20 protein-coding genes and 1 tRNA gene are annotated in these 21,315 nt (G+C 47.3%); 13 read left to right on the forward strand and 8 right to left on the reverse strand.

From position 1 onward, the window contains the following. Positions 1–7: 7 nt before the first annotated feature. Both ABO04_RS07485 and ABO04_RS07490 read right to left on the reverse strand, forming a co-directional pair. On the reverse strand, positions 8–1,189 hold the full coding sequence (locus tag ABO04_RS07485; RefSeq protein ID WP_160810054.1) for a porin: 1,182 nt from the start codon (positions 1,187–1,189) through the stop codon (positions 8–10). 23 nt (positions 1,190–1,212) lie between these two features. Then, entirely contained in the window at positions 1,213–1,875 is a 663-nt protein-coding gene (locus ABO04_RS07490; RefSeq protein ID WP_160810055.1) for a methanogen output domain 1-containing protein, read from the reverse strand. Between the two features lie 103 nt (positions 1,876–1,978). Here ABO04_RS07490 and ABO04_RS07495 point away from each other — a divergent pair, with 103 nt between their 5' ends. Together ABO04_RS07495 and ABO04_RS07500 are read left to right on the forward strand one after the other, a co-directional pair. Then, positions 1,979–2,317 (forward strand): hypothetical protein, encoded by a 339-nt coding sequence (locus tag ABO04_RS07495; RefSeq protein WP_160810056.1) that lies wholly within the window; start codon positions 1,979–1,981, stop codon positions 2,315–2,317. A gap of 24 nt (positions 2,318–2,341) precedes the next feature. After that, positions 2,342–2,770: a DUF2231 domain-containing protein gene (locus tag ABO04_RS07500; RefSeq protein ID WP_160810057.1), complete on the forward strand. Its 429-nt coding sequence runs from the start codon at positions 2,342–2,344 to the stop codon at positions 2,768–2,770. A gap of 64 nt (positions 2,771–2,834) precedes the next feature. Here ABO04_RS07500 and trpE read toward each other — a convergent pair whose 3' ends face one another. The 3 genes from trpE to rpe are packed head-to-tail and all read right to left on the reverse strand — an operon-like array spanning position 2,835 to position 5,804. Next, positions 2,835–4,322 carry an anthranilate synthase component I gene (gene trpE, locus ABO04_RS07505; RefSeq protein WP_160810294.1) on the reverse strand — a complete coding sequence of 496 codons (1,488 nt, stop codon included), beginning with the start codon at positions 4,320–4,322 and terminating at the stop codon, positions 2,835–2,837. A gap of 56 nt (positions 4,323–4,378) precedes the next feature. Further along, a complete protein-coding gene (locus ABO04_RS07510; protein WP_160810058.1) occupies positions 4,379–5,110 on the reverse strand; it encodes a phosphoglycolate phosphatase in 732 nt (243 codons plus the stop codon). 13 nt (positions 5,111–5,123) lie between these two features. After that, on the reverse strand, positions 5,124–5,804 hold the full coding sequence (gene rpe, locus ABO04_RS07515) for a ribulose-phosphate 3-epimerase (protein ID WP_160810059.1): 681 nt from the start codon (positions 5,802–5,804) through the stop codon (positions 5,124–5,126). A 150-nt stretch (positions 5,805–5,954) separates the two neighbouring features. Between rpe and ABO04_RS07520 the strand changes: the two genes are divergently transcribed. The 11 genes from ABO04_RS07520 to ABO04_RS07570 all read left to right on the forward strand — a co-directional run bounded on the left by ABO04_RS07520 (position 5,955) and on the right by ABO04_RS07570 (position 18,234). Beyond that, the gene (locus ABO04_RS07520; RefSeq protein WP_160810060.1) at positions 5,955–7,283 is read left to right on the forward strand and encodes an aminopeptidase P N-terminal domain-containing protein; all 1,329 of its coding nucleotides are present in this window, start codon (positions 5,955–5,957) and stop codon (positions 7,281–7,283) included. Continuing rightward, positions 7,259–7,603: a hypothetical protein gene (locus tag ABO04_RS07525; RefSeq protein WP_160810061.1), complete on the forward strand. Its 345-nt coding sequence runs from the start codon at positions 7,259–7,261 to the stop codon at positions 7,601–7,603. Before ABO04_RS07520 ends, ABO04_RS07525 begins: the two co-directional genes overlap by 25 nt. Further along, entirely contained in the window at positions 7,596–8,141 is a 546-nt protein-coding gene (locus tag ABO04_RS07530) for a DUF3617 domain-containing protein (protein ID WP_160810062.1), read from the forward strand. Before ABO04_RS07525 ends, ABO04_RS07530 begins: the two co-directional genes overlap by 8 nt. 86 nt (positions 8,142–8,227) lie before the next feature. Next, entirely contained in the window at positions 8,228–9,322 is a 1,095-nt protein-coding gene (gene tal / locus ABO04_RS07535) for a transaldolase (RefSeq protein ID WP_160810063.1), read from the forward strand. Positions 9,323–9,466: 144 nt separating this feature from the next. Then, positions 9,467–10,063: a peptidoglycan-binding domain-containing protein gene (locus tag ABO04_RS07540; RefSeq protein ID WP_160810064.1), complete on the forward strand. Its 597-nt coding sequence runs from the start codon at positions 9,467–9,469 to the stop codon at positions 10,061–10,063. A gap of 356 nt (positions 10,064–10,419) precedes the next feature. Continuing rightward, entirely contained in the window at positions 10,420–11,655 is a 1,236-nt protein-coding gene (locus ABO04_RS07545) for an aspartate kinase (protein WP_160810065.1), read from the forward strand. A gap of 76 nt (positions 11,656–11,731) precedes the next feature. Then, positions 11,732–11,824: transfer RNA gene (locus tag ABO04_RS07550), tRNA-Ser, on the forward strand. A 220-nt stretch (positions 11,825–12,044) separates the two neighbouring features. Beyond that, on the forward strand, positions 12,045–12,383 hold the full coding sequence (locus ABO04_RS07555; protein WP_205012765.1) for a hypothetical protein: 339 nt from the start codon (positions 12,045–12,047) through the stop codon (positions 12,381–12,383). Positions 12,384–12,840: 457 nt separating this feature from the next. Then, complete coding sequence (locus ABO04_RS07560; RefSeq protein ID WP_160810066.1) at positions 12,841–15,063, forward strand: heparinase II/III family protein; 2,223 nt, start codon at positions 12,841–12,843, stop codon at positions 15,061–15,063. A 768-nt stretch (positions 15,064–15,831) separates the two neighbouring features. After that, positions 15,832–16,923 (forward strand): asparagine synthase C-terminal domain-containing protein, encoded by a 1,092-nt coding sequence (locus tag ABO04_RS12115; RefSeq protein ID WP_240141473.1) that lies wholly within the window; start codon positions 15,832–15,834, stop codon positions 16,921–16,923. 36 nt (positions 16,924–16,959) lie between these two features. Continuing rightward, positions 16,960–18,234: a putative O-glycosylation ligase, exosortase A system-associated gene (locus ABO04_RS07570; protein WP_160810068.1), complete on the forward strand. Its 1,275-nt coding sequence runs from the start codon at positions 16,960–16,962 to the stop codon at positions 18,232–18,234. A gap of 107 nt (positions 18,235–18,341) precedes the next feature. Here ABO04_RS07570 and ABO04_RS07575 read toward each other — a convergent pair whose 3' ends face one another. From ABO04_RS07575 to ABO04_RS07585, 3 genes are read right to left on the reverse strand one after another with little or no spacing between them, the layout of a single operon-like run. After that, positions 18,342–19,049 (reverse strand): GNAT family N-acetyltransferase, encoded by a 708-nt coding sequence (locus ABO04_RS07575; protein WP_160810069.1) that lies wholly within the window; start codon positions 19,047–19,049, stop codon positions 18,342–18,344. Between the two features lie 4 nt (positions 19,050–19,053). Next, the gene (locus ABO04_RS07580) at positions 19,054–20,193 is read right to left on the reverse strand and encodes a sugar-transfer associated ATP-grasp domain-containing protein (protein WP_160810070.1); all 1,140 of its coding nucleotides are present in this window, start codon (positions 20,191–20,193) and stop codon (positions 19,054–19,056) included. 46 nt (positions 20,194–20,239) lie between these two features. After that, positions 20,240–21,286, reverse strand: coding sequence for a hypothetical protein (locus ABO04_RS07585; RefSeq protein ID WP_160810071.1), 1,047 nt, complete (start codon positions 21,284–21,286; stop codon positions 20,240–20,242). Positions 21,287–21,315 lie beyond the last annotated feature (29 nt).

Genomic DNA, 21,315 nt, shown 5'->3' on the forward strand with positions numbered 1-21,315 from the left:
TGTTGAATCAAAAATGCAGAATAGCGCTAGCCGAAAGCAGTACCTGGTCATTGTCCCTGCCATCTCTGAACACATCGTGATGAATTGCCGTATCGTAGCGGATTTCAGAGCGTAGTGTGATTCCAGTGATTGGTTTGTAGTTTAATCCTGCTGTAATGCCGATGAAATCCTCATCGTTGCCATCACCCATTACACGGGTTCCGTTCTGGTCGTGAAACCATTCAAAACGCAACCCTGCTCCAAGCCGGTTTGAAATATCGTACAGAAGGTATTGATTGATTCCATACCATGTGGCGGAGGAAGAATTTGATGTTTTTGCTTCAATTCCAAAGTCATGTTGTATCACGTAATGTAGTTTATCAGTGATGTTTCGTTCCAGTTCTATGCTGTACATCGTGCGATTGTGGTCATCGTTCAGAGAGCCGGTTTTTACATCACCCGTGATCAGTGATGCGGAGATCATGGTTTTTCTGTCATCGGTAATGTAATTCAATCCCCCCAGATAGTCAGGAGAATGTTTGGAAAAGGCATCCCATCGGGTAACGACTCCACTCTTAACAGTGAGGTTGTTATTGACCGGATAGGAAAGCATGACACCCATGTGTGTAAAAGGCTCGGCGTACCGCATGGTGTAAGCATGTGAAAAAAAGAAATTGTTGGGCGACATCGGAGACTCATACCCGATAATCGTATAAAAATGACCGACCGACATACTTACGCCATTTCCAATCGGGGCATACAGGTTGACATACACTTGAGGAAATACCAGCTGATGTTTCGGGTTGTCTCCCAGAATGGTTGAGTCGAAACTGGAAGTTTTGACGAATTTGGCATCTGTACCGTACAAAAGGTCGGCACGCATACCAATATCCCACGAATTTTTGCCGGGATCTATTTCTTTCTCGATATAGGCATAAACCTGGTGGAGCTTGAACTGGTTGGCGCCATCGTTGAATGCCACCGGGAAGTTCGAATGATTACGTGGACTCCCGGGGTTACCGGTAAAGCCAGCTTCTACCCATCCTCCAAATTTTAGTTGGATTGATGGAGTAGGCGTAATTTCATTGATGTTGTAGCCAGTCAGCGTGTTGATTAGCCCGGTTTCTTCAGCAGAAGTTGAAGTGGCAGCAAGCAGGCTGAATATCATGAATAGTGAGGTGCCGGTTTTATTACATCGAGATGGGCGCATAGGCTGATTTCCTGCTTGTTTTGTTATTCTATCGGATCAGATTCGTCGGGGCTAATTATTTTGAAGCGACAATACTTGCCGTTTCTAACGATACATTCCGTATGTTCGATATCTGCTTTCAGCAGATGCTTCATAAAACTGATGTCGAGCTTGCAAAACTCCTGGTGCTGCTGGGCGAGTTCCTGAAAAACACAGTTATTTGCAATAATTTCTGCCTGATTTTCTGACATCCGATATATTTGAGTATCGTAACCAAGCTCGCTCATGATGGTAATGGCTTCCTGAAGTTTATCGCTGCGTGAGGTATGCTGCGTGAGGCGATGTTCCAATCCACTTGCCATTTCTTTGCCAAGCTCGGTCAAACAAGCATCAAGCTCATGTTCACCCATATTTTTGTCTATCCAGGAAAGCAGTAGCTTTGCCAGAAATGAGTATCGTCGCTGGAATAGCTCCAGGCCATTGGCTGTCAGTGTGTATATCCGGCCCGGCCTGCCGCCGGTGCTTTCCTGCAAGGTACTCTGAATGAAACCGCTGCTGCCCAGATGGGTAAGATGCTGGTTGACGGCATTGCGGGAAATGGTCAGCAGGCTGGACAATTCTTCTACTGTCAGTCCTTTGCGATGATGCAGCAAGGCAGTGAGCAGGGATTGCTGGCGTTCCCCCAGCAACGATAAAGCGGATTTCATGACTGATTGAGCTTCATTTAAGTTTTAACATATTTATGTTGCAAAAGTATTCTGACGTGTAATATAGTAAAAATCCATCATTAAAAAGTGGAGGGAGAGAAAAATGTTGAATATTGCAATTATAATTTTTGCGATTGCTGCTGTCGGAGGTTTGTTTCTGGCTTCGAAAGTCCTTTCAGGACAGCTCGCGCCATGGGCCGTTTCAATTGTACATGCGCTGCTGGGCGCGGCTGGTCTGGTTACATTGATACTGGTGGTTTTGGAGGAGTCGGGTGATAATCGTCTGGTGGCTGCATTGGGTCTGCTGGTCGTGGCTGCTTTAGGTGGATTTTATCTTGCCTCAATTCATATGAAAGGCAGCGTTGCCCCTAAAAATATTGTTTTCATCCATGCAGGGGTGGCGGTTGCCGGTTTTCTCACGCTGCTCAGTGTATTGTTTTAGAGCGATATAACAGGAAATCTTGCCATGAGACACCCCGTTCATCCGATGCTGGTTCATTTCCCGATTGCAACCTGGTTTATATCAACGTTGTGCGATATTGCGGGTCTGCTTACGACAAATGAGCTGGTCAGTTGGGTGGCCGGGGTGCTGCTCGTTATTGGAACGATTACTGCATTGCTTGCCATGGTGGCCGGTTTGATGGAGCTCGCAAAAATTGACCAGCAGAGCCCTGCCATGAAAATTGCCAATCAGCATATGTTGTTGATGATGACCAGTTGGTTATTGTATGCAGTCAGCCTCTTTCTGCGGCTGGACGGTACCCAGTTGGGGCAGCCGGGGCTGGTTGCGATTGTTCTGTCTGTCGCGGGGTTGATTACTCTTTGTATTGCAGGCTGGCTGGGAGGCAGGCTTGTTTATGAATATGGGGTGGGCACTTACTCCAGTCGATCCTGAGGCGATATCCTTATTTGTTGTAATGGTTTTATGTCATCCAGCCTATATTTGTGGCGTGCACGCATCAGGTAATTGCGCTATCCAGTCCGTTTCCGGCAATTTCTGCTGCTCGTAGTAGTGCTTTGGCTTTGTTGCATGTTTCGATCCATTCATTCTGTGGAATGGAGTCGGCGACAATACCTGCCCCCGCCTGTACGTGTAACATACCATCCTTAATGATCCCGGTGCGAATTGCGATAGCCAGATCCATATCTCCGTTGAACCCGAGGTAGCCGACTGCACCGGCATAGATCCCGCGTTTGGAGATTTCCAGTTCATCAATGATTTCCATTGCTCTGACTTTGGGTGCTCCGCTGACGGTGCCGGCAGGGAAGGTGGCGCGTAGTACGTCGATAGCATTCAAACCCGGCTTGAGTTTCCCTTCGACATTGGAAACGATATGCATGACATGCGAATAGTATTCTATTTGCATGTTTTCGGTGACCTTTACGCTGCCGGTCTGCGCAACCCGACCGATATCGTTACGGCCCAGATCCATCAGCATGATGTGTTCGGCTCGCTCTTTGGGGTCCGCCAGCAAATCTGCTGCCAATGTCTGATCTGCCTGGGTATCTTGCCCGCGCGGCCGGGTGCCGGCAATTGGACGAACGGTAACCATATCCTTTTCCAGTCTGACCAGAATTTCCGGTGAGGCTCCCACGATGTGAAAATCGCCTAAATGATAATTGAACATGTAGGGCGATGGATTGAGACTGCGCAAGGCACGATACAATGCGAGCGGTGAAGCGGAATACGGTTGGCTGGTACGCTGCGAGAGGACAACCTGCATGATGTCGCCATCGACGATGTAGCGCTTGGCTTGTTCTACTGCGGCAATAAAATCCATCTCGGAAAATTCATTGGTGGCGATTCCGGAAGGAGTGGGTTTCTCGACGGGCACCGGCAGAGGTTCCCGCAGTTTGTGCAGTAATTCTTTGAGGTGATCTTTTCCGATTTGGTAAGCGTTTTCCAGTGCGGGATTGATGTAGATAATCAGATAAAGCTTGCCGGAAAGATTATCCATTACAATCAGTTCTTCCGAGAGTAGCAGTAAAATATCCGGTGTTTGTAACGTATCCGGTCGGGCCTGGCCAGACAATCTGGGCTCGATGTAACGAACCGTGTCGTAAGAAAAATAACCCGCCAGACCCCCGCCAAAGCGGGGTAATCCTGCGTAAGGAGCAACCCTGAACCGATCCAGGAAAGAGCCGATAAAACCGAGTACATCGGTTGTGTCGGTCTCTTCTTCCGTTTTATTCTCACTGAGAATACGAATATGGTTGGAGCGGGCTTCCAGTCTGGTTTTTGCAGGTAATCCGATAATCGAATAGCGTCCGAACCGTTCTCCTCCCAATACCGATTCCAGTAAGTAGGAATAGGGCTGATTTGCCAGTTTGAGGTAGAGGGAAAGTGGGGTGTCCAGATCAGCGAGTGTCTCCAGTACCAGGGGGATCCGGTTGTACCCTTGTGCTTTCAGATCGTTGAACTCACTTTCAGTGATGCAATGATCCATGGAAGGCGGTGTGTTGCTGAAATGACGCGATGAAACGCCATCAGCCGTTGTGTGTTTCATGACACTTCTGAAGTGTGTTGATAAGTGATCAACCTGGTCGTATCCACAATCGAGTCCACGACTGCATCGCAATCAAGTTTATGTACATCATGCCCTTCATTGTATCCGTAGGGTACACAGAAGATATGGCAACCTGCTGCGCGTGCTGCGATGGCATCGTTGGATGAATCACCAATCAACAGCGCAGCCTTGGGTGAAATTCCGAAATGTTTGCAGGCATGCAGCAATGGCAGCGGGTCTGGTTTTCTTTTCGGGAGGCTGTCGCCGGACAGTACCAGTTCAAAGTAATCCAGTAACCCGGTTGCATGTAATAGTGGAAGCGTAAAGATTTCGGTTTTATTGGTAATGCAAATCAGGTGAAATCCTTTCTGCTTGAGCTGTTCGAGTCCTTCAATGGCGCCAGGATAGGGGCATGTATTTACATGCAGGTTTTCTGCATAACAACGTTCGTATATCGGCAATGCTTGCTTGAAGAGTTCAGGATCCGGCTCATCGTCCGGACTGTTGGTAAGAGTACGTTTGACCAGCTTGGGAACGCCTTTGCCAATAAAACTTTGTATGGTGGATGATGGCAGTTCTGCCATATGTAGCTCACGCAACATTGCATTGGCCGCTAACGCCAGATCCTGAGCGGTGTCAAGCAGGGTGCCATCCAAATCAATGATGACAGCTTTAAGTGGAATCGGAAACGAGTTTCGATTAGACGACTGTATGGTGGATTGGGTCATATCTTGGCTCCGATCAGGCAACTTTTGCTAACTCAGCGCGCATGGCAGCGATGATGCTATCGTAGTGGTGAGGATCGCTGTCTTTGCCCGCACTGTAAATGGCAGAGCCCGCAACAAATGTATCTGCACCGGCACGCGCGATTTCTGCAATATTATTCACCTTCACGCCGCCGTCGATTTCCAGCAGAATATCGCAGCCACTTGCGTCAATGCGCTCTCTTGTCGAACGCAGTTTGTTCAGCGCCTCGGGAATGAATGACTGTCCACCAAAACCGGGGTTGACCGACATGATCAGGATCAGATCGAGTTTATCCAGAACATGATCGAGGTATGAAAGTGGTGTGGCCGGATTAAACACCAGGCCAGCTTTACATCCTTGCTCTTTGATGAGTCCGATGGTGCGATCAATATGTCGCGAAGCTTCCGGATGGAAGGAGATAATGTTGGCACCCGCTTTGGCAAAATCCGGAATAATGCGATCAACGGGTTCAACCATCAGATGTACGTCGATAATTGCCTTGGTCAGGGGGCGGATCGCTTCGCACACCAAGGGCCCAATCGTTAAGTTGGGAACATAATGATTATCCATGACATCGAAATGAATGATATCTGCGCCTGAGTCCAGGACTTGTGTGACTTCTTCACCCAGTCTGGCAAAATTGGCAGAAAGAATGCTAGGGGCAATGCGATACATGATTAGACCTCATAAGAAAATGCTACATTTTAACCACAAACGGAAATCGGGAGTTAATAATGCTTTCTCATCTATTGCAATTGTTGATGTCGGGCAGATGCATGACAGTCAGTTTGACAGGTTCCCGGCCGGTTACGGAGATCCGGTGACATGATTCCAATCCAGACGTATGTTGACCGCAGAAAGCGCTTGTTGTTACAAATTCAGCGAGGCGTCGCGATCGTTGCTACATCACCGGAAAAATACCGTAACCGGGATACGAACTACCCCTATCGTTTTGATAGTTACTTCTACTACCTGACGGGCTTCCAGGAACCTGAAGCAATTCTGATGCTGGTTGCTACCGGAGATGAAAGCACATCGCAACAAATCCTGTTTTGCCGGGACAAGGATAGTGAGCACGAAATCTGGAACGGGTTTCGTTATGGGCCGGATGCAGCACAAGAGGCTTTCGGTTTTGATGCTGCCTACCCGATTGTCCGGCTTGATGAACTTGCCGGTGAATTTTTGGCGAATCAGCCCGTGGTATTGCATGCATTGGGGCATGATCCTGCTTGGGATCAGCGTGTGATCACGTGGATCAATCGTGTGCGGGAGCGGGCTCGGCAAGGCGTGTCAGCGCCAACTGAAATACGGGATATCCGTCATTTACTCGACGAAATGCGTCTTATTAAGGATGATCACGAACTGGCTGTGATGCGTGAAGCCGCCAGGATTTCGGCCAAAGCACACAGGCGTGCCATGCAGGCAACATGCTCTGACAAGTACGAGTATGAGATAGAAGCTGAGCTGCTCCATGAATTTCGTCGGCAGGGTGCGCAAGCCCCTGCTTATACATCCATTGTGGCAGGGGGTGCGAATGCTTGTGTATTGCACTATGTTCAGAATGATGCGCAGCTGAAAGCAGGAGATCTGTTGCTGATCGACGCGGCGTGCGAATTGCATGGTTATGCAGCGGATATCACGCGTACTTTTCCGGTAAATGGCACGTTTTCTGCAGTACAGAAAGATGTTTATCAGCTGGTGCTTGCTGCCCAGCTGGCTGCAATTGCTGCGGTGCGGCCGGGCAGCAATTGGGATGCGCCTCATCAGGCCGCTTTGCGGGTACTGGCTGAAGGGTTTGTCGATTTGAATTTGTGCCAGGGTAGTCCGGATGCAGTGATCGAGACGGAGTCCTACAAGCGCTTTTATATGCACCGAACCGGGCATTGGCTGGGGCTGGACGTGCATGATGCCGGGGAATACAAGCAGGCCGGTCAGTGGCGTGAGCTGGTTCCCGGAATGACGTTGACAGTCGAGCCGGGCTGTTACATTCGTCCTGCTGAAGATATTCCGAAACATTTTTGGAACATAGGTATAAGAATTGAGGATGATGTGGCAGTGACATCGGACGGACATGAAGTACTTACCCGGGCGGTACCTAAGAGTGTGGCTGAAATAGAGGAGTGGATGCAATGCGCGATGACTACAGGAAGATAATTATCAGAAGGGTTATTCACCAGGGACAAGCTGATCCGGCGGGTGAACCATTGAATACATCGCCGGCTAGCCGATGGGCATTTTATCTGATGCTGATTCCAGCAGTTATTGTGGTGGTCGTGCTGGGTGCGTTTTTCTTTTCAATCGTACTGGCGTTGTTTGCGGTGACGGCAGCTGGAGTGGGTGCGAGGCTATGGTGGTTGCGCCGCAAATTTCGGCAATCGATGGCTGCCTCGGCTGAACAAGATAACGGGATGATCGAGGATGCAGAAATTATTGAAATCAGGGAAGATGATAAAAAGAATCACAGGCATGACTGATCCCGCCCTATATAAAATGACGCTCAAAGCGATATTGATTGCTCTGTCTTTGATGGTAAGTACGTTTGGCTGGGCTGAAACCGGCATCCGGCCTGGACTGTGGGAAGTGACCACTCATTCGGATTTGCTCGGACTGGTTCAGCATGTTCCGTCTGAGCAAATGCAGCAGATCACCCTGCTGGCCAGGCAATACGGGGTGAAAATTCCACATGTCAAAGATGGCGCAGCAACTTCTCGTATTTGCATCACACCAGAGATGGCGCAACAGGATATTCCCTCACGGTTTTACGAAAATCAGTCCGGATGCTCGGTTGTCGATGTGAGCCATTCTGGAAACCGCTATCAGGTGGAACTTGCTTGTGATAATCCACGCTTTAAAGGCAACGGTCATGCCGAAGGTGTTTTTTCCACGCCTGAGCGTTTTTCCGGAAAAACAGAGTTCAACAGCACAGTGCAGGACGTGCCGGTTTATGTATCTGCTGACACAACTGGTCGCTGGATTGGTGAGCGGTGTGAGATGATGCAGCCACAGCAATAATGAACCAGAACGGTACCCGATAATAGAATCGGGAATGATTGACTGGACGGATAGCAAATCCAGTTTATTTTTCGAGGAGAATCATCATGAAAGCAACACAATTATTGCGTAACCTGGGCCAAAGCATCTGGCTTGACAATATTACACGTGATTTATTGATCAATGGCACGCTCAAGCGTTATATCGATGAGTTGTCAGTAACGGGATTGACCTCGAATCCAACGATTTTCAACCAGGCGATTAAGCACAGTGATGTTTATGATGCTTCCATCCGTTCCGATCTGGCACAAGGGAAATCGAGCGAAGTGATTTTTTTCGATCTGGCACTGGAGGATTTGACCCAGGCTGCCGATTTGTTTCGTCCTATTTATGATCGTACTAATGGCATTGATGGCTGGGTGTCGCTGGAAGTATCTCCTCTGCTGGCATATGACACTGCTGCTACCATCGCAGCCGTGGAGGCGCTGCATAGTCAGATAGAGCGACCGAATCTGCTGATCAAGATTCCGGGAACCAGGGAAGGCCTGCCTGCCATTGAAGAGGCGATTTTCGCCGGAATTCCGGTCAACGTGACCTTGTTATTCAGTCGCGAGCAGTACCTTGCGACGGCAGAAGCTTATCTGCGAGGAATCGAGCGACGTGTCGAGGCTGGGCTCAATCCTGATGTTACCTCTGTTGCTTCCGTATTTATCAGCCGCTGGGATGCTGCAGTGGCGGGCAAGGTTCCAGAGAAGCTGCAGAACAAGCTTGGTATTGCCATTGCCAATCGTACCTATAAAGCAGTATGCGAACAGCTTGGCTCTGCGCGCTGGCTGCGTATTTACAACGCTGGTGCACGGCCACAGCGTCTGTTATGGGCAAGTACAGGTACCAAGGATCCCAAGGCTTCTGATGTGCTTTATGCGACGGCGTTAGCCGCGCCATTTACCATTAATACCATGCCTGAAAAGACTTTGAGCGCGCTGGTTGACCATGGTGATCTGAGTGGTGGCACTATGCCTGTCGATGGAGGAGACAGCGAAACAGTTCTACAACAATTTACTGAGGCAGGAATTGATATTGACGCATTGGCTGTCAGTCTTCAGGAAGAAGGTGCCAGGAAATTTGTGGATTCCTGGCGAGATTTGATGGAGGTAATTGCCTCGAAGTGTACGGTCATGCAGCAGGAAAAAACGAATTAGCCTTCATAGCAGAATTCTTTTTATGAGAGAATTTTGGGCAATCGGAAAGTTATTGTGCAATACGTAAATAAATTCTGGTTTGTCGGGATGGTTTGATTTGATATCTGATGAGTAATTTGCGGGTTTTTTAGGGGAGATTTGGAAATGGAAAGAATAGGTCCTGATCGTTTCGCAAAAAGTGTTTTTGTGCTGTTTTTGGCTGGGATTGTTTCTGGTTGTGGAGATCAGCCGGAAGAAACCACCCGGCAGAATCAGCCTGGCGTCACTGCGGAAGCTACCCAAAGTAATGAGGGCGCAGTTGAGCTGGGATCAACTGCATCCGGGGAGGCTGCTGCAGAGGCAACGGAAGAATCTCTGGAATCCATACTGGCAAGAGCAGATGAAATTATTCAACGCACCGGATCTGCAATTGATACTGCAGGTGACGATGTGGAACATGAATTGGAAGAAACTGCTGGGGATGTTGCTGAGGAAGCGAACTCTGTTTTGGCCGAGATTCCAAAGGTGAATCAGACAGCAGAAAAAACGATTAATGATGGATTGGAAGTTGTCAAAGCATCGCCGGATCTGATTCGTAAAATTCAGCAGGCACTGAAGGATGCGGGTTTAAACCCCGGGGCAGCGGATGGCATGATGGGGCCCCGTACTCGGAATGCACTGGTCGATTTTCAGAAACAGCATGGTTTAGCTGAAGGCAAGATAACCAAAGAAACGCTGCATGAACTGGGAGTTACTTTTTAGGGATTTCTGAAGAACAGTCCGCGCTGCTTCGGCATTACGGTGAAAACAAGCGCAAAATATACGTTTACGACTTGTAAATTGCATTTTTCGTTTGTTTTTACCTTGCGCTGGCTGCTTCGCTAACATTTTTCAGAGAACTTTCTGTTTTTCTGCAAACCAGGAGTTTGTCTGGAAAGCATGAGTCTATTCCAGTCACGGAGTCAGGCTGTATATGATGTAATGGGCGTCAGTCAGACAGTAAAACTTTGGTGTTGAGAAGTCTGGTACCGTTGTTCAGATCCTGGAAATAGAATTTTCCTGAAGAACTGTGTAAAATTCCCGGCCGTTTAATCATCTATTTCTGAGAGATATCTTTCGTGGCATTCCTTGTTCAAAAATATGGCGGCACTTCGGTGGGCAGTGTTGAGCGTATCAAGCAGGTTGCGCGCCGGGTAGCTGAATTCCGAGGACAGGGACATGAGCTGGTGATTGTTGTATCTGCCATGAGCGGAGAGACAAATCGTCTTGTTTCTTTAGCAAAGGAGATTCAGATCAATCCGGATCCTCGCGAACTGGATGTTGTTCTGGCGACAGGTGAGCAGGTTACGATCGGGTTGCTGGCAATGGCTTTGCGTGAACTGGGAGTCAAGGCAAAAAGCTATACTGGCCCCCAGGTCAGTATCACAACCGATAGTGCTCATACCAAAGCGCGCATCCTGAAAATTGATGAAGATCGTATTCGTGCTGATCTGACTGCTGGTAACGTGATTATCGTGGCTGGATTCCAGGGCAGGGATGAAACGGGCGATATCACTACGCTTGGACGTGGTGGCTCGGATACAACTGCAGTTGCACTTGCTGCAGCACTTAAAGCTGACGAGTGCCAGATTTATACGGATGTGAATGGTATTTATACAACGGATCCGAGAGTCGTGCCGGAAGCCCGGAAACTGAATACCATTACCTTTGAGGAAATGCTTGAAATGGCCAGTCTGGGTTCCAAGGTGCTGCAGATACGTTCGGTGGAGTTTGCTGGAAAATACAAAGTCAAGCTCAGGGTTCTTTCCAGCTTTGAAGAAGGCGAAGGTACGCTGATCACGTTTGAGGAAGATAACAAGATGGAACAGCCCATAATCTCAGGGATTGCATTTAATCGTGACGAATCAAAGATTACGGTTGTCGGTGTGCCGGATCATCCTGGCATTGCTTACCAGATACTGGGCCCGGTTGCGGATGCCAATATCGATGTGGATATGATTATTCAGAATATAGGGCGTGACGGTACCACTGATTTTTCATTCACGGTCAACCGGAATGAATTTACCAAAACGATGGATATCCTGAAGGAACGGGTGTTGCCACATATTGGTGCACGCGAGGTAATTGGTGGGGAAAAGATTGCCAAGATTTCAGTGATTGGCGTGGGAATGCGTTCCTATGCCGGCATAGCCAGTAAAATGTTTCGTGTTCTGGCTGAGGAGGGAATTAATATTCGAATGATCGCCACTTCAGAAATCAAAATTTCTGTCGTGGTAGATGAGAAATACATGGAATTAGCTGTCCGGGTTTTGCATAAAGCTTTTGATCTGGATAGGGGAGCTACATTGATGTAAAAACATGTTAATATTACGCGCTCTTTAAATCGCGATCCGTCGTAAGAGCAGTAAGAGTGTTTTATATACTGTATACGGAGAGATGGCCGAGAGGTCGAAGGCGCTCCCCTGCTAAGGGAGTATAGGCTCAAAAAGCTTATCGAGGGTTCGAATCCCTCTCTCTCCGCCACGCATTCAATAAAATCAAGGATAACGAATATTTGTAGTCCTTGACCCACATAAAAGCCCACAACAAAAGGCCTGATGCCGCCCGTCGAGTTCCTGTCAGTTGCGGAACTTCTAGTTCTTCATGCACGAGTCGGAGAAGAACTACGCGAACGGAGCGTAGCGCGTAGCGCAAACAACCCGACGGGCGATCTAGCCGAATACCTGTTTTTCCGGATGTTCGGGTGGCAGCAAGCGCCGAAGTCAGAAGGGGATATGACGCCACCGGGTCGGATGGTACGTGGTATCAAATTAAAGGCCGCCGCATTCAACGACGCAACAAATCGCGACAGCTTTCAGCGATTCGCGATATAAACGGCGGACATTTCGACGTACTGACGGGCGTCCTGTTCGACAACGACTTTAACATGATGAAGGCGGCATTGATTCCAATCACGTTTGTTGTCGAACAATCAATCTTCGCAGCTCATACGAACAGTAACAAGTTCATTTTGTGGGACGAAGTGTGGAAAACTCCTGGCGTTCGCGACGTAACCGCCGAAATTACAGCAGCCATGCCATAAAAAAACCGGCACGAAGGCTGGGCTAAAGTCCCCAATGGCACTTAGGGTTCGTTAAATCTGAATGCGTGTTGAAGCTTTCGCCAAAAGCGTCGGGTTATAGAAGCTGTTGCGAACGCTGGCCGCAGCCTTGTTGAACTTCGGTACAAGTTCACGAAGCGCGACGCTATCGATCATGCGCTTGTAGGCTGTGGGAACCCAACGTTCGGTGGCTTCGTAACGAAGCTTCGAATGCGTTTCGGCGTTGCCAAAAAACCGACGAATAGAAGATGGCAGGTCAAATGGAAAACATGAGAAAAGTTGCTTGACTGGGTGTACAAAAAACCTTGATCACGTCACACTGCTTATGTTCGGCTATGCCCATCGCCTTTCGTAAAGCAGGAGGCCCAGGGAGAATAAATATTATTTACGGATAAATTCTTAATTTCTTAAAGCTATCTACTGATCTGGATTTATTTCTATGGCTACCCTTCTAAGAATAATACTTGCTTTTGCTGTTATCGGATGGATATGGTTGCCGGAATTTTTATTATGGCACGTTCAGCCTGCTACGGTGACTACGGAAATAATAGAACATTCTCGAACAGTACCTCAGCAAAGTGTGCTTAACGAACTAAGCCAGATCAATCTGCAGCCGCCAGCAAACTGGGTTCCAAGTACAGGGGTAGCTGAACGTGCAGAAAATGTAGCAAAGGGAATTTTAGATATCCCTGACTTTCCATCAGTTGAGATTTCACCTGTTTTTTCACCCGCCGATCTACAGAAACATCCTCAGCTTCTTGTTGCTAGCCTGGTAGCAGTCGATCAATTGCTTGATGGATACCTTTTTACAGGAAAGGAAAAGTACTTTCACCTTGCTAAAGAAAGCCTGATCAAATTTTCAGAATTTGAATCATCTCGTTTTTTTGATACAGGTTTTTTATGGAACGATCACGCTATTGCTGCTCGTATTTCAGTATTAATCAAATTCTGGGCGCATTATCGAAATCGGGAAGATTTCGATCTTGAAGACGCAAAAAAAATCTTTTTATTGGTAACCAGGAGTGGGTTGTTATTAGCAAAATCCGAACAATATGCCTGGCGAACGGGGCACGGTATTTTAGCTGATTTGGCTCTGATGCAAATCAGTACAGCATTTCCGTTCCTGAGTGAAAGTAATTATTTTCGTGAAACCGCAATACGCCGCTTTTCATCGCACCTGCCTTATTATGTAAATAACGAGGGAGTTACTTTGCTGCATTCTGCGGGATACAACTTTGGTGGTGTTCAATTCCTGGCTACGATGTTGCGTTTATACACGTTGAATAACTTAACAATCCCGATAGACTGGTGGGAACGCTACAACAGGGTTAGTGATTTTTATGCACGGTTACGACGGCCGGACGGAACAATGCCAATGTTCGGAGATACTTCAAGTAAATCAAACTTTCTTGGCCCTCCCCGAACATATCAGCTAGAAAATGGAGATGCTGGCCCTTTGCAGCGAACAACAGATTGGCCGTATCACGGGGGGTTAAGCTTATATCCACAGGCTGGCCATGCAATTTGGTGGTATCCACAAAATCCGGATAGAAATAAAACACGCTCACAAACCGTTACCACATGGTCGTATTATCCACAGCTGGGACACAAACAAGCAGATGAATTAAGTATCCTGACTTGGGCAGAAGGTCGAAGTTGGATTACGAGTGTTGGATACTGGCCGTACGGCTCCAAAGGGCGTTCCAAAGCAGAGTCCTGGGGTGGAAATAATGCACCACACTTACGCAATGAAGCAGCTTCTTCACAACGTACATCAAGACTGATTAGTACGGGAAATGATGATGAGATTTTTTTTATCGAAATGGAGCGCAAAGGGCCAGATGGCTTTAAGGTATTGCGGGAGGTGATGCAGATAGGCGCAAAGACGTGGATTATATTTGATCATCTGCAGAATGAAATTCCACGTGAAGCGAATACTTTCTGGACGTTCTATCCGGATCTTACAGTAGTACCGGGGCTGGCTGCCGGGAGTTTTACTGTGTCTGCACCCTATTCCGCTCAAGCAATGTACTGCTCTTTTCAGACAGATCAGGGCAGAGATGTTGAGCAATTATTTGGAAGCTGGGAACCATTTGCAGGATGGGTCACGACCGGGCAAGTGCCGGTGCCTGCGGAGACAATCGCTGTTAATACTAATTCTGAACAAGGCTGGCAGTTAGCAGTTTTTTCTCTGCGTAGTCAGAGAAAGGATCTTGATGACCGTAGTGTTGATCTTGTAGCAACACTGACAAGTATTGATGGCCCGGATGACTGGGTCATCAATATTTCAGGCATTGATGAAAGTGACAGCATGACAATTAGCCGTAATCAAAACCATATCAACTTGTTAACAAATGGAAAAACTGTTTCCGAAAAAGAATTGAAGCTAACTAAACAGTCTACCCTTGAAAACGAAGCTGCCTTCGTTTCAGCAGCGATAGGGGTTGCCGCGGAAAATAGTACGAGACAGCTTCCACTCATTTCATATCGCTTAAAAGCAACCTATGTATTGCTGGCAATCCTGATAATGCAAGAAATTTTATTTTTTATATTACGTCGGCGCCTGCCTCGTCTGGCAACATTATTGCGCACAGTGAGCATATTTGCCTGGATTGGTGTCGGATTGGGTCTAACAGAATTTTATTTCGTCGTAAAAGCATAAAAAGACGATATAACGCTGCTTCTTTCTTTCTTTAAAGGAAGATTAAACAGATATTTTATACATTTCTAAATTCCATTCAATTTTTTACTAACGCCTCTAATGACAGTTTTCGCAGGAATTTTTACCCGTTACAAAGATAAAGCTATACCAGGCGCATTCATAAATGAGCTTCGGTCTGTAATATCACGTCATCCTGATGATCAAAATGCTGTAATAGAGTTTTCTGATGAGAGGATTTACCTTGCAAAAATTGATATTGGCGTACTGAAACAGTCTGGAAGTTTTTTTATTAAAGAATTGACGGCGTTGGTAGCAGGTGATCCTTTACTGCAAACCAGTCCAGATATGCCAGGGTCGCGTACGGAAAGTCTGCAGAACCTGGCGCTTGATCTGGCTGCCGGAAAACAGGATGTCCTGCAAGCATGTCGTGGAACCTATTGCGCAACTGTCTATGAACACACAACCGGAAAACTTCACTTAATAACAGATAAACTTGGCGTCCGGCCTGTTTACTATTGGATAACACCTGATTTCATTATTTTCTCGACTGCGCTGCGAATCCTCGAAGCATTATCTTTCCAGAAAAAATTGTTAGACCTTCAGGGTATAGCAGAAACAGCATGTTTCGGTTATCCGCTAGCCGATCGTACCCCTTATGAAAATATATTTACACTCTATGCCGGAGAAACAATCAGTTTCATGGATGAAACAATCGATCGGCGACGGTACTGGGAATGGGATAAGTTACCCACCAAAAAAACGAGTGATATGGGTACTTCTGCCAAACATCTTCATTCGATTTTCATTGATTCAGTCAGAATCCGGTTGCAAAAACAAAAAACCGTCTCGGCGTTTTTAAGCGGCGGCCTGGATTCTCGCGCTATTGTTGGCGCGCTGAGAAGTCTTGATGTGGAAGTAGTTACCTCCAATTTCGCCCGGACTGGCAGCCAGGATCAAATATTTGGGCAACTTGCTGCTGACAAGCTGGGGACTCATCACACTCATCTGCAGATGGGCAAACAAAACGAACAGGATGCATACCACAAGTTATCTGTAAATGAATGGATAAATTCAGCAACTTACACAGACAAAAAACTGCAAAAACCCCGCGTTATCTGGTCCGGTGATGGCGGTAGCGTAGGCCTTGGTCATGTGTATCTGAATCAAGATATTGTTCAGGCCTCGCGAACAAAAAATATGGAAGAAGCAAAGGAAAGATTCTTGATTTATAACAACTGGGGGATGAGTACCAAGCTTTTAAAACCCGAGACAGCCTCAACTTTAATTAATTTTCTGCATAAAGGAATTCAATCTGAACTGGATTCGCTTCATCCAGATGATTCTGGTCGTGTTTTTTACTTATTTCTGATGCTGAATGATCAACGCCGGCACATGTTTAATCACTTTGAGAATATCGACATGGGGCGAGTGGAATTCGAGCTCCCATTTTTTGATTCCGATTTTATTGCAGAAATAATCAAGCAACCCATTGATCTCTTTCTGCGCCACATCTTCTATATGGAATGGCTGAACTATTTTCCCAAAGAAACACTGGAAGTACCATGGCAGACCTATCCAGGTCACATACCCTGCCCACTCCCTCAGCCAGAAGGCCTTACATATCAGTGGAGTTCAAGCACCGAAGAAATCAGGCGGAATAAACTGCATGCGTTGAAATACGCAAAAAAGCTTTGTCAGGACTCGGCGTTTTCAAATGAATATCTGAATCTTTTTTACCTGAGGATATGGGTAATTCTGATGCGGTTCGGACAAAGTGATCGCTCATATCTTCTCCAGGCCCCGGGAACTTTATATCGCTACTGGTCTAAAACTTCGCTGCACAGAGAAATCCAAAGTTAATATGATTTCTATTTATAAGGTAGCTAATAATAACTTATGAGGGATTTATTCGTTACCGCTGTTATTTTCGGAGCATTACCATTTGCACTGAAATACCCTCATATCGGCATCTATCTTTGGTCGTGGATCAGTTATATGAATCCACACAGATTGGCCTGGGGATTTGCTTATAATTTCCCCTTTGCGGCATTTGTTGCTGTAGCTGTATTTATTTCATTAGTTTTTTCCCGAGAGAAAATAACCTATTTCTGGTCTCCCATATTAAGCTGGTTAGTTCTTTTAAACATTTGGTTTCTTATTACAACTTTTTTTTCTTTGCAACCGGATGATTCCTGGGTTCAATGGGAGAAGGTATTCAAAATACAGCTGTTTACTTTTCTGACAGTATGGATAATAAACGACAGAAGGAAACTACATTTTCTCGTATGGGTGATCGCGTTATCTGTCGGTTTTTATGGCATAAAAGGAGGAATATTTACATTAACCGGTGGCGGAAGTAGTCATGTTCTTGGCCCCTCAGGCGGATTTATTTCGGGTAATACAGAAATTGGATTGGCCATGGTAATGATATTGCCTCTAATCTGGTATTTATACCTAAACACAATCCACCTATGGGCTCGCAGAGGGCTGGTAGTCGCTATGCTGCTTATTCCTGTGGCTATTCTCGGTACACAATCACGTGGTGCATTATTAGCCATCGGAGCAATTGCTTTTTTTCTCTGGATAAAAAGTAGAAAAAAACTTGTTCCCCTTATTGTCATAATAATAATGGCTCCTCTGCTTTTTAATTTTATGCCTCAGTCGTGGCATGACCGGATGAGCACTATTACGAGTTCAGAAGAAGAAAGAGATACATCCGCGCAGGGCCGGCTGCTTGCCTGGGAATTCGCTACCAAGATGGCTGTTGCTCGCCCTTTAGGCGGCGGGTTTAGAAGTTTTACTCCGGAGAATTATGAGCGTTATGCACCAGGGCTAATCGCGCCAGGAGAAAAATACCAAGATTCCCATAGTATTTACTTTGGAGTGCTTGGTGAACATGGTTTCGTGGGCTTAGGAATTTTTCTCGTGCTTGGCTTTCTTGGATGGCGATCTGCCAATAAAATTATAAAACTCACCAGAAAATCAAAATCAGACAAATGGGCATATGATTTGGCAAGCATGCTCCAAGTTAGTCTTGTAGGATACGCTACGGGGGGAGCTTTCCTTGGACTGGCATATTTTGATTTACCCTATCACATCTTAATTATGATTGTCATAATACTAAGACTGATTGAGCAACAATCTCAACCCCAGCCCAAACTAAATTCGTAAGCTTCCATGTCAAATAGACAATTCATTGTAGAAAATTGGAGCTGTGGTTAACCGAGGCATAAATTGCGTTGATGGGGTGGTATTCCCGGATAGGTCACTACGCATCATTACAGCCGTCTGGCGGCCGTGATCGAGATGCCGCTCTTATGTGGACAACGTGTCAACAATAGCCGTCCGGATGTGCTGGTCAGAATCCAGCCCACCCTGAACCAGCCACATTTTCTGAAAGTATTCAATGAAGCGGCATTGGTCGAGCGGATATGCGTCAGGATTCTTGAATACCCGCGCTTTTGGATGTCCTGGCTTACTTTTCCGATCAGGGATGCCGCCGTTCCCATGCCGCGATATTGTGGATAGGTAAACAGATAGCCCAGAAAGACATTGCCGGGCGCTAAGCGAATATCCAGCTCTGTTGGTGAATCGACATGCACTACAGCGCTGCGATTGATATTCACCTGTGAAACGACACTGGTACCCTCAATCAATGCATAAACCCCCGTATCGCTGCTGATGAGCCTGGCGACACCTTGGCCGCTTTGCGAATCGAGCTGCTCAATCAGGGCATGCGGATACAGAGCGAGATCCTGGGCAGTTGTCAGGCCAATGAAATGGAAGGCATGCCGTTCACCAGTGTCCCGAACAGGTTTGGGCCTCAACACCTGCTGTTGAGCCAGATCGATCGAATAGAGAAAATGTACTTCCATCCGGAACAGCTTCTTGACAGCCCAGAATGCCGCGGCCTTGAATCCTCCCTTGGATTTCAGATGTGCCAGTTTTTCCTGCCAGCTACTCATTCCTTCAAGTTTGTCAGCCATGTTCTCAGTAAAATGCATCGATCTTGCGCATCAGATTGGCTAGTTTTTTTTGTGGCCAGCTCAACTGCTCCCAGTAGCGGGGATAAGACTGACGGCGCACCGTTTCAATTTTTTCAGACCAGTAACCTTTACGGTTCGCATGTTGATGCAAATCCAGATCGGCGATTTCATTGTTTTCAATAATGACAGGCCCGCGGTCGGTCAGGGCGATGTCCCAATGATGGAGATTCATACCCATGAGGTAATTAGCCGCTCGTTCACAGATATCGATTACCTGCGGCCAATCCGGCAGCGTGTAGTGATCGAAATGTTCTCCTGTATCCGGATGAATGCTCACTGGCTCGATCCGACTATTGATGTTACCTACCACCCGCGTAATTTGACCATTGGTCGTATCCACGCCTCCCAGCAAATTACCTGAGGCACCATGCTGAAAGTTATCTACCATACTCAATCCAGCGGGAATGCGCCAGACTGCACTGACAATAGTATTTTTGCCGCTTATCCGGGCGGAAGTAACACGTACTGTGCTGGCACGGGAGCCGCAAATGCGTGCGATTTCCGGGTGCGGCTTGAGCATTTCCTGGAACAGGATACCTTGTGAAAATTCCGGATTGAGCGATTCGAGCCAGTCGATCACTTTACGTTGTTGGCCATTGAGGAAGGCAATGCTGTCCGATTCCGGCTGATAATTCTTCAGGCCCACTGCACCCCAGCCGTAAGCACCGTGACTGGGTTTGGCAAACATCGGATAATGCTGAGGCGTACGCAGGTAGGCGGCAGCTTCTTCGATATTACTTAACGTGATGGAGTCCGGTATATTTCTGCCGCTGAGATCATAAACCGCATGAATTTTTGGCATGGGAAGGCCGGTTGCCATCATAAAGATTGTCATCGGTAATTTTTTACCCAGCATGAACCAATGAGGATCATTGCACACGTAATTAAGCCGAAATTTCCGGCCATTCCCTAGAAATCTGTGACGTTCTTCAGCACTCAGATCATCCAGCTCATGAAAACGGTAATCGATATATTCCTGGAATAACAGACGTTGTGAGCCGAAGCGCATGCGCAGGATTTCGGACAACGTCGAGAAAGGCGCCCTGCGGGCGCGTTTGCCAAGCAGGATTCGGAATATCTTCATGGGGAAATTTCACCTCTCGTTAGCGATTCATTGAGAAATACCGGTTCTATCGGTTTAATCGGGAGTCAAGCCGGGTAACGAAATCTTCCCAGATGGCATCTTCCGGCTGTATAGGGCCCTCCACCCAGACCGGTTCGGATGCATGCGTAGGCAGCTCCCAGTGGCCGGGACATTTAGTAATTGCCCATCCTTCGTAGTAATAACTAATTTCTGCAATGACAGGTTGACCGTTTCGCCGCAAAACATCAACGGCAAGTGACTGGGTTTGTAGTACGCTGGCAGTCCGGAAAGCGAGCAAAAGCGCATCTTGCGGGATTCTGGTGGGATCCCAATCTATGCGACCGCTGCCACTTGCCCGGAAATCACCGGGCCGGTTAAACCGCCTGAAGGCAAAGGCCCGCTTACCGATGACCGTGACGCGGATATCAAAATCATTGCCAGGCAGAAATTCCTGGAGCAATAAGTAGCCCTTATGAAATTCCTCATCCGTTGGTTTCGAGAGAAACACGCGCATTGCTTCACTGGTGCGCCTGACAAACCAGCGCCAGGGTAGATTGGCCGGTGGCAGTGCATACATGCCGGAATCGAACAGCGCATCCAAATGTCGGCGCGCTTTACGGCGCGTGTGTACTAGTTCGACATTCTTGGAAATAACACCGGAAGACAGCTTGAGCACCAGCGGGTAATTTGCTGATTCAATGAATTCTCCGGCCTGAGATTTTGACCAGAATACCCAAGTCGCGGGCGTTGGGATATCCGCCAGTTGCAGCAGATAGGATTGTGCGGCTTTATCATCAAAATGCCAGATGGTATTCAGATTAGGAAATGTCGGTATCTTGCCCAGATGCGCGAGGGATGTGATCAATCTGCGGCCCGGGCGGCTCACTGATAATGGCTGGGCGAACCACCACATGAATCCATCGCAATCCTTGAGTTGATCCAGCCAGTTGGCAGAATTGGAAAAAATATCAACATCCAGCGTTGTTACACCTTGCTGCGTGGCCAACTCATGCCAGCGTGTCGAGAAAGACTGCCAACGCTTGCTTGAAAGTTGCTGGTGGTCTCGTTGAATTGCGATGATCGGTTTATTCATGAGATGGCCTTGTAATGTATGTTGCTGGT

Source organism: Nitrosomonas sp. HPC101, from assembly GCF_009833125.1.
In the GTDB taxonomy this organism is placed as follows: domain Bacteria; phylum Pseudomonadota; class Gammaproteobacteria; order Burkholderiales; family Nitrosomonadaceae; genus Nitrosomonas.